The 14,060-nt window shown below is 63.9% G+C and carries 10 protein-coding genes and 1 pseudogene; 3 read left to right on the plus strand and 8 right to left on the minus strand.

Annotated features, from left to right (window positions below; translation table 11 throughout):
- Window positions 1-7 precede the first annotated feature (7 nt).
- The 7 genes from ACLIVD_RS39510 to ACLIVD_RS39540 form a co-directional block, all read right to left on the minus strand.
- Entirely contained in the window at window positions 8-964 is a 957-nt protein-coding gene (locus ACLIVD_RS39510) for an NAD(P)H-dependent flavin oxidoreductase (RefSeq protein WP_491933362.1), read from the minus strand.
- The gene (locus tag ACLIVD_RS39515) at window positions 961-2,580 is read right to left on the minus strand and encodes an AMP-binding protein (protein ID WP_491933364.1); all 1,620 of its coding nucleotides are present in this window, start codon (window positions 2,578-2,580) and stop codon (window positions 961-963) included. The genes ACLIVD_RS39510 and ACLIVD_RS39515 overlap by 4 nt, the downstream gene beginning before the upstream one ends.
- Entirely contained in the window at window positions 2,577-3,380 is an 804-nt protein-coding gene (locus ACLIVD_RS39520; RefSeq protein WP_491933365.1) for an enoyl-CoA hydratase/isomerase family protein, read from the minus strand. Before ACLIVD_RS39520 ends, ACLIVD_RS39515 begins: the two co-directional genes overlap by 4 nt.
- Window positions 3,380-4,588, minus strand: a complete 1,209-nt coding sequence (locus ACLIVD_RS39525; protein ID WP_491933366.1) for a CaiB/BaiF CoA transferase family protein — start codon at window positions 4,586-4,588, stop codon at window positions 3,380-3,382. Before ACLIVD_RS39525 ends, ACLIVD_RS39520 begins: the two co-directional genes overlap by 1 nt.
- Entirely contained in the window at window positions 4,585-5,358 is a 774-nt protein-coding gene (locus ACLIVD_RS39530; RefSeq protein WP_491933367.1) for an enoyl-CoA hydratase/isomerase family protein, read from the minus strand. Before ACLIVD_RS39530 ends, ACLIVD_RS39525 begins: the two co-directional genes overlap by 4 nt.
- Entirely contained in the window at window positions 5,351-6,310 is a 960-nt protein-coding gene (locus tag ACLIVD_RS39535; RefSeq protein ID WP_491933368.1) for a hydroxymethylglutaryl-CoA lyase, read from the minus strand. Before ACLIVD_RS39535 ends, ACLIVD_RS39530 begins: the two co-directional genes overlap by 8 nt.
- A 94-nt stretch (window positions 6,311-6,404) precedes the next feature.
- Window positions 6,405-6,905, minus strand: coding sequence for a MarR family winged helix-turn-helix transcriptional regulator (locus tag ACLIVD_RS39540; RefSeq protein WP_491933369.1), 501 nt, complete (start codon window positions 6,903-6,905; stop codon window positions 6,405-6,407).
- Between the two features lie 204 nt (window positions 6,906-7,109).
- On the opposite strand from ACLIVD_RS39540, the gene ACLIVD_RS39545 reads away from it, so the two are divergent.
- Window positions 7,110-8,474: an MFS transporter gene (locus ACLIVD_RS39545; protein ID WP_491933370.1), complete on the plus strand. Its 1,365-nt coding sequence runs from the start codon at window positions 7,110-7,112 to the stop codon at window positions 8,472-8,474.
- A gap of 345 nt (window positions 8,475-8,819) precedes the next feature.
- Here ACLIVD_RS39545 and ACLIVD_RS39550 read toward each other — a convergent pair.
- Window positions 8,820-9,327: pseudogene (locus ACLIVD_RS39550) on the minus strand (ATP-binding protein); the annotation flags it as partial.
- A gap of 1,267 nt (window positions 9,328-10,594) precedes the next feature.
- Here ACLIVD_RS39550 and ACLIVD_RS39555 point away from each other — a divergent pair.
- The gene (locus tag ACLIVD_RS39555) at window positions 10,595-11,761 is read left to right on the plus strand and encodes an LLM class flavin-dependent oxidoreductase (RefSeq protein ID WP_491933371.1); all 1,167 of its coding nucleotides are present in this window, start codon (window positions 10,595-10,597) and stop codon (window positions 11,759-11,761) included.
- A gap of 353 nt (window positions 11,762-12,114) precedes the next feature.
- On the plus strand, window positions 12,115-13,008 hold the full coding sequence (locus ACLIVD_RS39560) for a CmcJ/NvfI family oxidoreductase (protein ID WP_491933372.1): 894 nt from the start codon (window positions 12,115-12,117) through the stop codon (window positions 13,006-13,008).
- Window positions 13,009-14,060 lie beyond the last annotated feature (1,052 nt).

Consider the following 14,060-nt stretch of genomic DNA (forward strand, 5'->3'; position numbering starts at 1 on the left):
GGACGTTCTACTGGACGCGAGGGAGTTTGGAAGTTGCGTCCTCGTACTCCTGCACGATCGAGGTCACGATGTCCGCGGCGGGCATCAGTGCACTGATCAGGCCTGCCGATTGCCCGGCCTCGACCTTGCCGTTCACCACGTCGCCATCGAAGGCTGCATGTTTGAGTGTCGATGAGTGAAACTCGGTTCTGCGTTCCTCGATGTCGGCTGCGGAATCCTCGAGTTTGGCGATGCGGTCGGTGAAGGCGTTGGTGAGTGACCGGATCATCCCGAGCCCGCGCCCAACGGTCCGCGTGTCGGAGACGTCGGCAGCAAGAACCGCCTGCTTGTAGTCCGCGTGGACGGTGGATTCGTGGCTGGCGAGGAAGCGCGTGCCGAACTGTGCGGCCGCCGCCCCGAGGGACAGGGCTGCCGCTAGTCCGGCGCCGTCGACGAAACCGCCAGACGCGATGACTGGGGTCTGGGGAACGGCACGCACGACGGCGCGAACCAGCACCAGGGTGGACACCAGGGTTTCCGGCGGATGTCCGCCGGCTTCACCGCCCACGACAACCAGGCCGTCCACCCCGGATTGTGCTGCCTTGAAGGCGTGTTCCTCGCTCGCCACCACGTGCAGGCAGGTGGTGCCGATGTCGTGGAACTGTGCGAGGTAGCGTTTCGGGCCGCCCTGTGATGCGATCAGTACCGGCGGGCGAAGTTCGAGTAGTAGTCCCATCACCTCGTCGATGCCGTTGCGGTACAGGGGGAGGTTGACGGCGAATGGGCGATCGGTGCTGCGTTTGATAGTGAGGATGGCTTCGCGCAGGTCCGGAATCCGCATCGGTCCGGCTGCCAGCACACCCAGTCCACCGGCCTCCGACACCGCGATCGGCAGGCCCGGGGATGACGATGCCCAGGACATTCCTGCCTGCACGACGGGGACGTCGATGTGCAGCATACGTGTCGCGGCGGTTTCGAGTCTCATCCGCTGATCCGTTCGCTGAGTAGCGTTTCGGCATGGGTCGCCAGGTGCCGCTTCTGGACCTTGCTGCTGGCAGTCATGCCGATGCCTTCGAACCCGTCGACCACTTGCGCGTATTTCGGAACCTTGAAACCGGCGATCCGGGGGCGGAGCCAGGCGAGGATGTCTTCCGCCTCGAGTGCGTGTCCGTCGTTGAGGACGACGAACGCGAAGGGTACTTCGATCAGCCGTGGGTCGGGCACACCGACCACCACGGCTTGCTTGATTGCGGGGTGGCGGTGCAACGCGTCCTCGACCTCGGCCGGGGAGACGTTCTCCCCGCCGACCCGGATGATCTCCTTGGCGCGGCCCACGAAGCTCAGGCGCCCGTCCTCGTCGAGGTTGCCGAGGTCGCCGGTGTGCAACCAGCCGTCGGCGTCGATGGCGTGTGCGGTCTCCTGGGGCATATTGTCATAGCCTTGCATCAGCGACCATCCACGTACCAAGATCTCGCCATTGATGCCTGGCGGGCAGTCGGCGTCGATGTCAATGCCGAGGGAACGGATACGCACCTCGAGGCCTGGTTCCACCCGCATCTTTGCGGCGACTCGCGTGGCCTCGTCCTCCCACCACGCGGACTGGGCCACGTTGGGAGAGGATTCGGAGAGGCCATAGCCGGCAACGCATTCCGTCGCGCCCAACTCTCGGATCACCCGCTCGATGACTGCGGGGGAGGCCGCGACCCACGCGCCGCGCAGCCGCAGATTCCGGTGCGGGCGGTCTGGGTGGTTGAGGAGCAGCAGGGCGATCGTGTCGTTGCCCGAGAAGTGGGTGCAGCGTTCCCGCTCCATCAGTTCCAGGGCCTCGCCGGCGTCGAACTTCGGCATCGTCACGAGCGTGACACTGTGCTGGAGGGCGGACAGCACGGACAGGGTGGAGCCCGCCACGTGGAAGAACGGGCGGGCGCTGTGGAAGCGGTCGCCGATGCGAAATCCCATGCGGCCGCCGGAGAAAAAGGCGTTTGCGCACATGCTGCGGTGGGTCAGCAGCACACCCTTCGGGTAGGAGGTGGTGCCCGAGGTGCTCTGAATGAGCGCGATATCGTCGGGGGTGCAGGTGGGCGCGACTTCTGCTCCGGCGCCGGCCAGGAACTCGTTCCACGATGTCGCGGCGGCGGGGACGGACCCGTCGACAACGACCACAGCGGTGAGGTCTGGCAGGGTGCTCGACGGCAGCGCCGTGTCCACCTCGGGACAGACCTGGCGAAGCATGCCCAGCATGTCGTTGGTCAGCACCTTCTCGGTGAGGAACAGCAACTCCACGCGTGCTTGCCGGAGCACCTGCGCGAACTCGTCGGTGCGGAATCGGGTGTTGACCGGGACGGTCACGGCGCCCAGGGAACTGATGGCGAGGAACAGGGCAACCCAGGTCGGCTCGTTGCCGAGGCAGATTCCTACCCGGGTGCCCCTGCGCACGCCGCGCGCCGCGAGCGCCGACCGTAGCCGGCGCACTGTTTCGTCGAGTTCGGCGTAGGTCATCCGTTCACGCTTCGTGACGACGGCATCGATGTCCGGCGCGATGGTCACCGCACGGCGCAGCGCCTCTGCGGTGGTGAGGGGGCACAAACCTTCGAGCTTCACGGGCGCTCTCCTTCGTGGGCGCGGTGGGAAGTGTTGAATCGATCGACGCCGTCACGCCAGCCTCCGTCTGCCAGGCATCGCTCGATCGCGGCCATCTCGATGCGAATACCGCGATCGAGGTCGGTTTCCTCGCCGAGGTCGATGGCCTGTTTGGTCAGTTCGATCGCCAATGCGGGGGCGCCGGCGATGGATCGGCCCACTTCGGCGGTGACTGCCGTCAGCTCACCCGGTTCGACGAGGCGAGTCACCAGGCCGAGCGCGTAGGCCTCCTCTGCACCGAGCAGACGATTCGTGAACAGTAACTCCTTGGCGCGGCGCTTTCCGATGACCCGCTGCAGGCGCTGGGTCGCACCTACAGTGCCCCAGTGCGGCTCCGGGAACCGGAATGTGGTGTCGCGGGCGGCGATGATGAAATCGCAGGCCATGGCGATCTCGCCGCCGGATCCGACGACCGCGCCGTGGGTCGATGCGACGACCGGTTTGCGGCAGCGTTCGATCGCCTCGTATGCGGCGAAGGACGCCAGGCGGCGTTGGCGTACCCACTGCTCGTCCTTGTCGACGCGTTCCTTGAGGTCGGCGCCGGCGCAGAATGCGTTGCCCTCGGCGCTCAGCAGCACGACGCGTACGTTCGGGTCGGCGTCGAGTTCTTCGAACGATCGCCGAAGTGCGTGGCACAGTGCGAGGTTCACTGCGTTTCGGGCGTGTGGACGGTTGAGCCGGATCCGGGCGATGCCGTCGGCGATGTCGGTCAGCACTGGGCTGTCGGTCAGTGCCGACGAATCCACTGTTGTCGAGGACATCAGATCGTCCCTTCCTCGTGCAGCGCGGCGATCTCGTGGTCGCCCAGTTCCAGAACGGTGCGCAGGATGTGGTCGGTGTCGGCGCCGAGCAGCGGCGGGGCCTGCATCGGTGGGATTCCGTGCGTGCCGTCGTCGCCACTAACGGCCAGGGGGGTGCGGATGGCGGGAAATTCGCCTTCGGTGGGGTGATCGAACGTGCCGATCATCCGACGTGCCTCGGTGTTGTTGTCGTCCAGTACCTCTCGCACGCTGCGGATCTCGCCGATTGGCACGCCCGCGGCGCGGAGGTCCTTGGCGAGTTCTTCGCGGTAGCGTCCACCGATGGCTGCGCGGAGGGCGGTCATGACCAGTTCGCGGTGTTGCACGCGTCCGGCGTTGGCGCGCAGTTCCTCGGCGGCGGCGAGTTCGTCGAGTGCGAGGACCTCGCAGAGCGGAAGCCAATGCGCGTCGCTGCCGCTGATGTGCAGCCATCCACCGTCGAGGCACTCGAAGGCGGCCGAAGGGACCCGGCCCAGGTGTTCCGTGCCAACTCGTGTGGGGTACTCGTCGTTGGCGAACACCCGGGCCGCGGCCAGCGCGAGCAGGCTCACCTGGACGTCCATCATCGCGACGTCGATGTGTGCACCGCGCCCGGTGGCCGCCTTGGACGCCAGGCCGGCGAGGGCGCCGATCACGATCCACAGTCCGGATGTCATGTCGGACAGGGGTATGCCGGCCTTGGCAGGTGGCGCGTCGGGATGCCCGGTCAGGTCCATGATGCCCGACATGGCCTGGAAGATGGTGTCGTAGCCCTTGACGTCCTTGTTGGGGCCGCTCTGCCCGAATCCGGTGTTGGAGACGTACACGAGGGCCTTGTTGTCGGCGGAGAGCGCGTCGTATCCGAGGCCCATCCTGTCCATGTGCCCGGGCAGGAAGTTTTCCACCACCACGTCGGCGGTCTTCGCGAGCTGCCGAGCGATCTTTTTGCCGCGCTCGTGTTTGAGGTCGAGGGTGATCGACTTCTTGCTGCGGTTGAATGCGAAGAAGTACGCGCTCTCACCGTGGGGGAGGGTGGGCTGGAAATCTCGAGTCTCGTCGCCCCGTCCGGGGCGCTCGACCTTGATCACCGTCGCCCCCAGTTCGGCAAGGATCTGGGTTGCCATGGGGCCGGCGAGAACGCGGGAAAAGTCAAGGACGGTGATGCCGGAGAGTAGGCCCGGGGCGGTCATTGGCGGAACCCCCGCATGATGGTGTTGACGTCTTGGCCGGCGCGCATCGCGGCGTCGTACGGCAGGTCTGCGACCCGGTAGAAGAGCTCCTTGATGGCCGATAGTGCCGTCGGGTTCTGGGCTGCCCACTGGTGGGCGATGTCGAGGCCGACCGCGAAGGCGTCTCGAGCTTCGACGACTCGATTGGCAAGGCCGATCTCACCGAGTTCGGAGGCGGTGAGGATCCGTCCGGTGCTGATCAGCTCGAACGCGAGTTTGGTGCCGATCTGACGTTGCAGACCGGTCATGACCAATGCCGGGACGATGGAGTGCTTGATCTCGGGGTAGCCGAGCGTGGCGTCGTGGGAGACGACCATCATGTCGCTGCCCAAGGCCAGGCCCGCGCCGCCGCCGATTGCTGCGCCGTGGACGACGGACACGACGGGCTTGGTTAGGTGACGCAGCAGCGCCTGGGTGTCGGCGGTCAGTTTGGCGCGACGGATCACCGCGGGCTGGTCGGCGGGCGTGAGGTGCGCGAATTCCTTGAGGTCTGCACCGGCGCAGAACCCGCGGCCCTCGCCGGTGAGCAGGACGGCACGTACAGACGGATCCGTATCGGCTGCCTGCAGTGCTGCGTGGAGTGCCTCGGTGAGTTCGGTGTCGAGTGCGTTGCGCTTGTCCGGCCGGTTGAGCCGGAGTATCCGGACTGCACCGTCGTCTTCGCTCAGCAGCACGGACCGGGATACATCGGGGACGGGCGCGGCATCGGTGAGGGTGGAGGGGTTAGACATCTGCGGGCTCCTTGGTCTTTGTGGTCTGCGTCTGGGTGGTGCCGAGTCCTGCGCGGGCGACCATGCTGTGGAGCTGGCGGCCGAGAACTTCTTCGCAGAGGCGGGACGCGTCCATGACGGCATCGAGGTCGAGGGCGGTGTCGACGCCCATTGACTCGAAGAGGCTGACCAGGTCTTCGGTTGCGGCGTTGCCGGTCATTCCGCTGCCGTATTCGATCTGGGCGGGATGTCCGCCGACGCCGCCGAATGCGCTGTCGAAGTAGCGGCATCCGGCGTCGAGGGCGGCGACGCAGTTGGCCAGTGCGGTGCCCCGCGTGTTGTGAAAATGGGCGACCATCGCGACGTCGGGGTGGTCCTTGGTCAGCTGCCGGAAAACCGGGGCAACCGTTCGGGGTGTGCCCTGGCCGGTGGTGTCGCCCAGGGTGATGATGTCGACTCCGAGGTCGACGAACCGCTCGACGTCCTCGACGATGCGGCTCATGGGCACGTGTCCTTCGAACGGGCAGCCGAAGGCGACGGAGACCACCCCGACCAGGGTGAACCTGCCCTTGGCGAGTGCCGCCATCTCGGTGACGTTCGCCCACTGGTCGGCGCGGGTGGTGCGAAGGTTTCGCTGGGTGTGTGATTCGGTCGCGGAGACCAGCAGGCTCAGTTCCTCGGCTCCATAGCCGGCGTCCTGATCCGTGATCGCGCGTTCGACGGCCCTTGGGTTGGGGCACGTCGCCTTGAAGGCCACGCCGCGGCGCCGCGGGGCGGCGGCGAGAACGTCGCTGACGTCGGCGAAGGCAGGTATTCGTCGTGGATGGCTGTAGCTACTGGCCTCGATGCGCGTAAATCCCGCTCTGACGAAAGACTCGAGCAGGGAAACCTTCGAGGCAGTGGGCACGAAGACCTCTTCGTGCTGCAGTCCGTCACGCGCGAAGCATTCGCACATGACAACAGTGTCGTCCATTGATTCTCCTCTGGGGCGGTAGCTCCAGAAAAGCACCAGGTGTTGTCAAAGTCAACAGATGAACCCGATCACTCACTGTTTACGCAGATCGGCGCTAATCTTCCGAGCGTCGCATGGCTCGGGCAAGCGTGTCGAGCTTATGTAAAGCGGATTCGAGCGCGGCGGACTCCTCATTCGTGAGGCACACACGCAATGCCTGATCCCGTTCGTTGGCGGCGGCGATCAGTCCGCGGTAAACCCCCGCTCCCTTCCGGGTGAGACGCAGCTGGGTGGTGCGCCCCGGGCCGAGCTCGCGCTCGAGGAGTCCACGTTCGGTGAGCTTGGCGACGACGCGACTCATCTGCGCCTTGTCCAGTCCCGCCCGGCGGGCCAGCCGGTTGACCGTGAGCGAGGGATCTTCGCCGATCAGCGCCAATGTGCGCCACTCGGCGATGCTCACATCGAACTCTCTGCGGTAACGCAGGGCCGCGGAACCGGAGATCAGATTCGCCAGCCGACTCAATCGGTACGAGAGGAGATCGGAGATGTGCAGGAGGGCGGGTGGACTCGTCTCGATCCGCGGCGCCGGCGTCACGTCGTCTGGGTTGATAGTCACGTGTTCATCCTAGTAAGTGCTGTGTCCGTGCCAGTGGGTCAGAGCCCACATTTCAAACTGTTGACAAACACAACAGGGCGGGTGAGACTGTGTTCGCCCGGTCGGGCGTGACTCCAGTCACCGCTGCTGCACGAGGCGAATGCAGCCCAACTACTGGGAGTCCACGACCACTCATATTCATCACAAATACAGAGGAGCCGAACGGTGACTCATATCAATCATGTGCGCGCATCTTCGGGCGCCGACGAACTCGCGCCGGATAGTGGGGATGTGCGACGCGACGGCCTTTACCGCAAGATCGCCCTCAGGGTGATGCCCCTGCTGGTCATCTGCTACGTCGTCAGCTTCATCGATCGCACGAACATCGGGATTGCTCAGGTCGGCCTGGAACGGGACCTGGGCTTCAGTGCCGCGGTGTACGGCCTCGGGGTAGGCCTGTTCTTCGTCGGGTTCATCTTGTTCGAGGTGCCGAGCAACGCATTGCTCCAGCGGATCGGGGCCCGGGCGACGATGACCCGCATCATGCTCAGCTGGGGTGCAGTCACCATCGCGACGATGTTCGTCTGGGACGAAACATCCTTCTACGTCATGCGTTTCCTGCTCGGCGTCACCGAGGCCGGCTTCTTCCCGGGCGCACTGTTCTACCTGGCGCAGTGGTTTCCCTCGGCGCGACGAACCAGGATGACGGCCATTTTCTTCATCGGTGTGCCTATCTCCGGAATCATCGGATCGGCGCTGTCGGGCTGGATCATGAGCAGCTTCGCCGGAGTTGGGGGGCTCGCCGATTGGCAGTGGCTTTTTCTGATTGAAGGAATCCCACCGATCCTGCTCGCCGGCGCCGTATGGTTCTGCCTCGTCGACCGACCCGCAGACGCCAAGTGGCTCGACAATTATGAAAAGTTAACGGTGAAAGACGATCTCGAAGCCGACCAAGCCCGCAAGGCCAGCGAAGGCAAAAACTCCCAGAACCACAGCGGTCTGCGCGCCGCGCTGCGCGACCCCCGAGTTCTGATTCTCGGCCTGTGCGCTTGCGGCGCCTACACCTTGGCCAACGCAGTGTCATTCTGGACGCCACGCATCATCAACAATGCCGGTGTCGACAACGTCCTCAGCCTCGGATTGTTCTCGGCGATCCCGCCGCTGGCGGGCATCATCGTGATGCAGATCGTCGGACGCCATTCGGACCGAACCCTCGAACGACGTTGGCACGCGGCGGGAAGCTGGTTCGTCGCGTCGGCGGGATTGATAGTGCTGTCGTTCGTCACCCACAGCCCCCAGATGGTGGTCATCCTGCTCGCGGTCGTGGCCGCAGCCCACTACGCCGGTCTCACCGTCTTCTACTCGATACCCTCGATCTACCTCTCCGGTCGAGGTACCGCGACCGGGATTGCCCTGGTGACCACAATGGGCTCCTTCGCAGCTGCAATGGCGCCAGCGCTCCTAGGGTTCATCCAGGAACACACCGGGAGCCTCTCGTTGGGCCTGCAGATCAGCGCCGCCCTCGTGGTGATCGCCGGCGCAGTGCTCCTAGTCGGCATCCCCGCGCATGCTTTGAAGGAGAAGAGTTAAGACAGTTCCTGTCCGACAGCCGGAACGTGAGCTTCGTTGTTCAGGCGACGAGCTCTGGTGAAGTAGGTGTGCCGGTGGTCGTAGGATGGCTCACTCCTCTAGCTAGAGCCCGGCATGATGCACACCATCACGGTGCCGAGCGATCGAACGCATGAACGGTCGATATCTGATCGGAGGATCTGCAGATTGACGACCGTCACGTAATTCCTTAGGGGTGTCCGTCACGTAAACCCCCAGCTCGGGCGTGCTGAGTCGAGGGCAACCCGCGCGGACGGGGCTGCGGATCAGGTTTCGTTGGCGGCCCGATATGTTGCGGGGTCGGTAGGACGGCCCGTCCATGAGAGTTCAATGGCTGGTGTGATCAGTCCGGTCGAGGGGGGACTCGGCGACGACCGGGTTCGGGAAGAGCGATATCGTCCTTCGGGTCGCGCGGTTGCTGGTCAGAATCGGGGGCTTTTCGGCGATCGTGCGATCGGAGACGAGGTCGTAGAGGTCATCGGACTGGGTGTGGTGTTACTCGCGCGTCGCGAAATGATCGCTGATTAACACCAGCGGCCGGGTGCATTCCCGCATCCGCTGTCCGACGGTGCGGTCGGCATGGCCACCGATGAGGTCGGCGAGCACGCGCGAACCCCGAGTCCCCACGGCGGACAACGTTACTCCGAAGGATTTGTGCCACAGAAGTGTTGCCGAAATCGACGGGGCCTAGAGGATCACCGATTCGCCGGCGTCGAGCCCGAGCGGGCAAGGTCCGCAGCATCGCCGCCGGGTGCCTCGGGTTTGCGGTGAATCGAAGTCCTCGAACGTGGCCTGTTGTCCGAGCCTCGCCCCGCCGCAGCCGGCGGGCCAGGGCTCGCCGTCCCTGCAAGGTCGCGACACGCCCATGGGCTGTCCGATTAGCAAATGAGGGGCAAGTTGACTGTCCAGCAAACCGATTCCTAGTCAGCCCAGCGACGAATAGTCCACTCTGGACGAGGTGAAGGGTCCTGTCCCAGCAGAGGCACAGGACGACCACCGACTGCAGTGATCGTCGGCTACAGCGACGCTCACTGTCTTTGGGGTTGAACGATCCGTACCGCTCTCACCGGCTTGGGCGACGGGAACCGCTATCTAGTGCCGCCCGGACGTGCCCGACTCGCCGAGTCTCCGCATCAGCTCACTCCAGCCAAGGCGAAACAGGCCGCACATCCTGGGTTGAACTTGCCGACGCCTACGCTGCGACCGCAGTGTACGAACGATGAACCGCGCAGTTCGCGACACGGGCAGGTCAGGTGCTCCCCGACGGAGATCACCGGGATCACCGGAGCCTTCCGCCGCCGGCCGAGCGGCTGTGCGCTTCTGGACCAAGACCGGTCCCGGCGTGCGCTCGATCGCCCGGTCGTCAGGGTTTGTGCATATTGCTATCAACGCCACCAGGACGCCGCTGAACTAATTGTCGAGACGCCGACCGCAACACCTACCAGTCCTCCTCGACGCCGCGTTCGAAACCGCAGTCGGGCGACGAACCGGTTCGACTGTATCGTGCCATTCCGAGCGAGAAGCCTACTGGTGCAACAGAACCAGGCGGTCGGTTTCGCTTATTCCGCCGGGACGATGTCAAGAATTCCCTAGGGCGAGTGACCTTCCGCGCGTGCGGGGGCTTTGCCCTGGTTTGTCGGCGGTAAACAGGAGTTCGAACACATCCAGGCTAGGTGGTGTGCAAGACCTCTAGGCGCGCCGGCAGGTCGCCAGCGGAACCGCAAGTGGTGTCCGCTGACCCGAGTGGACCTTGACGTCAACCAACCAGCGACCCGGCTTCTGCCGGTAACCGCGAAAAATGGCGATACCACCGAAATCATCGACTTCGGGGACCGTGATGCAGGTTGCCATCGCACGGGCGGGCCACCTGTCCGTGGGAGCTGACCTGCTATACACCGCTGCGCGCATCGTAGGACAGGGCAAGGGGCCTCTTGCGAAACCTGCATCGGTAGGTGTTCAATTTTTGAGCAAACCCCCACGATAGGGTTGTGAGTCAGCTCTCAGTAGCTAGATTCTATGGAACGCAACACCGCACCCGTGGCTCGGCCCAGCGCGCACTTAGCAGCCGAGTCAGCGACACTACCGCCTCAAGGAGAACCCCCATGCGTTTCGGCGTGTTTATGGCCCCATTCCACGCTTCCCCAATCAAGAGTCCGGTCAGTGCGCTCACGCGAGATATTGAGACTGTGAAACTTCTCGATCGACTCGGCTACGAGGAAGTGTGGATCGGTGAGCACCACTCGTGCGGAACCGAACTCATCGCGAGCCCCGAGATCTTCATCGCCAACGTCGCGGCACAGACTACGTCGATCAAGCTGGGAACGGGCGTCCTGTCGTTGCCTTACCACAATCCACTCTGGGTCGCCGACCGCGCCATCCTGCTGGACTACCTGACTCGGGGGCGGTTCATCCTCGGCCTTGGGCCCGGGTCCCTGCCGACTGACGCATCAATGATCGGTCTCGATCCGATCAGCCAGCGCGGCGCGCTGGAAGAGGACACTGATGTTCTGATGCAGTTACTCAACGGCGACAGCCCGGTTTCAGTGAAAACTGCTCGCTACGAGCTGGTGGATGCGATGTGTCAGCTCCGCCCCTACACTCAGGGCGGACTCGAAGTCGGCGTCGCTGCGATCGCGTCACCGTCGGGCCCGCGTATCGCCGGTAAGCACGGCCTTAGCCTGCTGTCTGTCGGGGCAACCCTTACCGGTGATCTCGACCTACTTGGGCAGCACTGGGGAGTTGCAGAAGAACGTGCCGAGCAGTTCGGCACCTCGATGAACCGCGAGGGGTGGCGGCTCGTCGGACCCATGCACATTGCCGAAACAAGGGAACAGGCTTACGAGGAAGTTGAGCACGGGCTCGACGCTTGGTGCAACTACCTCCAACATGTTGCCGCCGTCCCTCACTTCGAACCTGGCGGCACCACATTCACCGAGCGCGTCGATTGGATCAACCAGAGCGGAATCGGCGTCATCGGCACCCCTGAGGACGCCATCCGCCAGATTCGTCTGCTCGACAAGCAGTCGAATGGCGGTTTTGGTGCCTACCTGATGATGGGCCACGAATGGGCGAACCCCACTGCGACAGCGCGCCACTACGAGCTCTTCGCGGAAGCTGTCGCACCCCATTTCCAGAATCGGCTCGACCGCCTGCACGCCTCCGAAGCGCAGGCCCGCGAATCGCGCGCCAGGCTGTACGCCCGGCAAGGTGACGCCCTACAAGAGGCGAGTGAACGGCACGCGGCGGAGAAGGCTGGCGCACTGGGCTGATCACGCAGCCATGCACTTCCAGGGCTGACGAATCGTAGGCGCACGGGCCCGCCAGCGTCATACCTTGGCTGCACGGGCCCGTCTGACGGGCGGTGTGTATTCAGTGCGCGAATGGATGCATCAAGCGGATCTGGAATAACAGACCCCATAATCTACTGCGTGTGCTTTCTGACGCACCGGCCAAGAGCACGCGCGCGATTTCAAAAGGCGTGCTCGTTCAAAGATCAGTGGCCGGTCGTGTCTGCGGGACTATCGCGCGTGCGCCGAGGCTCCTGTACCTAACGTCGCAAAACGCCTGCCCTAACACATCGATCCCAAAGGACCTGAGTCCAAGTTAGAAGAAGGAGCTTCAAATGACCAGTGTTAAGCGAACGCCAACGACTTCAACCAGCGACCGTCCGCACGTGCGGACGACGATCAATTTTTCGAGGCAGCTGGACCAGAACCAGACCTCCGTCTTCGACATGACCACGTGGCAGTGGACCAATATGGAGCTGCACGGTGTGGAGGTCGCGGTGCACGATGCGCGGACAATTAACGAAGGCCTCGATCTCGACTCCGATGGCTATCGGCTCTATCCCCACACTAGTTCCATCGCCGGCAGCCTCGACCTCGCCGAACTTGACCGGGTTTATCACGAAGAGGTCGGAGCGTTCATCAAGGACCTCACAGGTGCTCGGGACGTGATGCCCGCACGCGACGGACTCGTTGTCCGGCATGGAGAGCGTTCTGGAATTCATACCGATACGCGTGATGACGGTGACGATGAACGACGCTTGGTCCAACAGCCAGCGCGGTTCGCCCATCTCGACTACACCGCGTCTTCCGCCGAAATCTTCATGGACCGCATATTTGAGGCCGAGCAGAGGACAGTCGCTCCCTACAGTCGATTCGCCATCTATCAGACCTGGCGCGTCACCTCACCACCCCCGCAGGACAACTTGCTGGCAGTGGCAAACGGGACAACCGTAGATCCTGAAGATCCGATCACGTTCAAGACCCTGATGGGTGACACCGCTGTCGGTGCGCCGGAGGTACAGGCAAGAGTCGTCAAGCACAATCCGGCCCAGCAATGGAACTACTTCTCCGGAATGACTAGCGACGAAATCCTCGTCCTCAAAGGCTGGGACTCCGACGGCTCTCGATGCGGCGGAATAGTCCACACGGCGATCGATGACCCGACCGCTCCCAAGGACGCTGTGCCGCGCTCCAGTATAGAAGCAAGGTTCTACGCCTTCTACGAATGATCCCAAGCGCAACGCGCACAGTTCAAAGAGTAACCGGGACGGGAGGTCGCACGACCACATAAACGCACCCCCGGCGACGACGACGCCCCGACCTGCCACTGCGCGCCGGCGACGTCGTCGTCGTGACGCCCCCACTGGGCCTCGCGCGCGTATCTGCCGTTCGTGCAGCCGTGGCATAGACCCCGAGGCCGCCCGGGTTCATTCATATCACGGCCCTGTACGGCAAGCGTCATCGTCGCCATCCCGCCCGCGGGTGGTCATCAGATTCGTGAACAGGTGGCATTGGCGACCATCGCCGATAGCGCCGCGCTACCGTCACCGCCGACGCCGCCGCAGTCCGCAAGTTCATCGACGGCACGGGTACGCGGACGCCAGTTCGGCCGGCCTTCGCCGCTCCGTGGTCGGATTCTTTCGTCGTGCGCACAGCGCTCTAGGCTTTTCTAGCCAACGCGATGACATGCCGAGTCTTTCGAAACCATTTGGACGCCGACCGGAGCAGACTAGGGGACGCGGGCCATGCCGCGTCCCCATTTCGGACCGCGCGCAGGCTACCGGTCGTGGCTCGCGCAGGGCTCCTGCAGCCGCTCGCATGGGCGCCCACCTTCTGAAGCGTGCTGCGATAGCTATGCGGCCAAATAGATTTGGACTAGGGGACTCGTTCTCGCCAATGTACAACCGCCAACGGTGGGTGGCGACCGGATGCAACGGTCGATTAATCGTTCAGCAACGAACTGGACGTGATCGCTCGACGTCGTGAACGTTGAATTGGACAGTTGTGAGGTCGGGGTCCCTTCGATCGTCAAAGGTAGCCGACTGGGATCCTGATCCCCAGGGCATGGGGGACCGAGACTCCCGCTTGCCCCCTTCTCCATGGACGAGGAAGTGGCATCATACGCACGGATCTGCACTTCGATTACGTCGTCGCAACCTATTGGGGCTGATATTCATCAGACTAACCTTGCCCAGTACGCCGTTCGTCGAATCAGCATCCGCGGCGAGGAAGCAACAGACGGGCCACCGCTCTCCGTTTCGCCCGGACGATTCCGATACGG

The organism is Rhodococcus sp. G6(2025) (genome assembly GCF_058628105.1).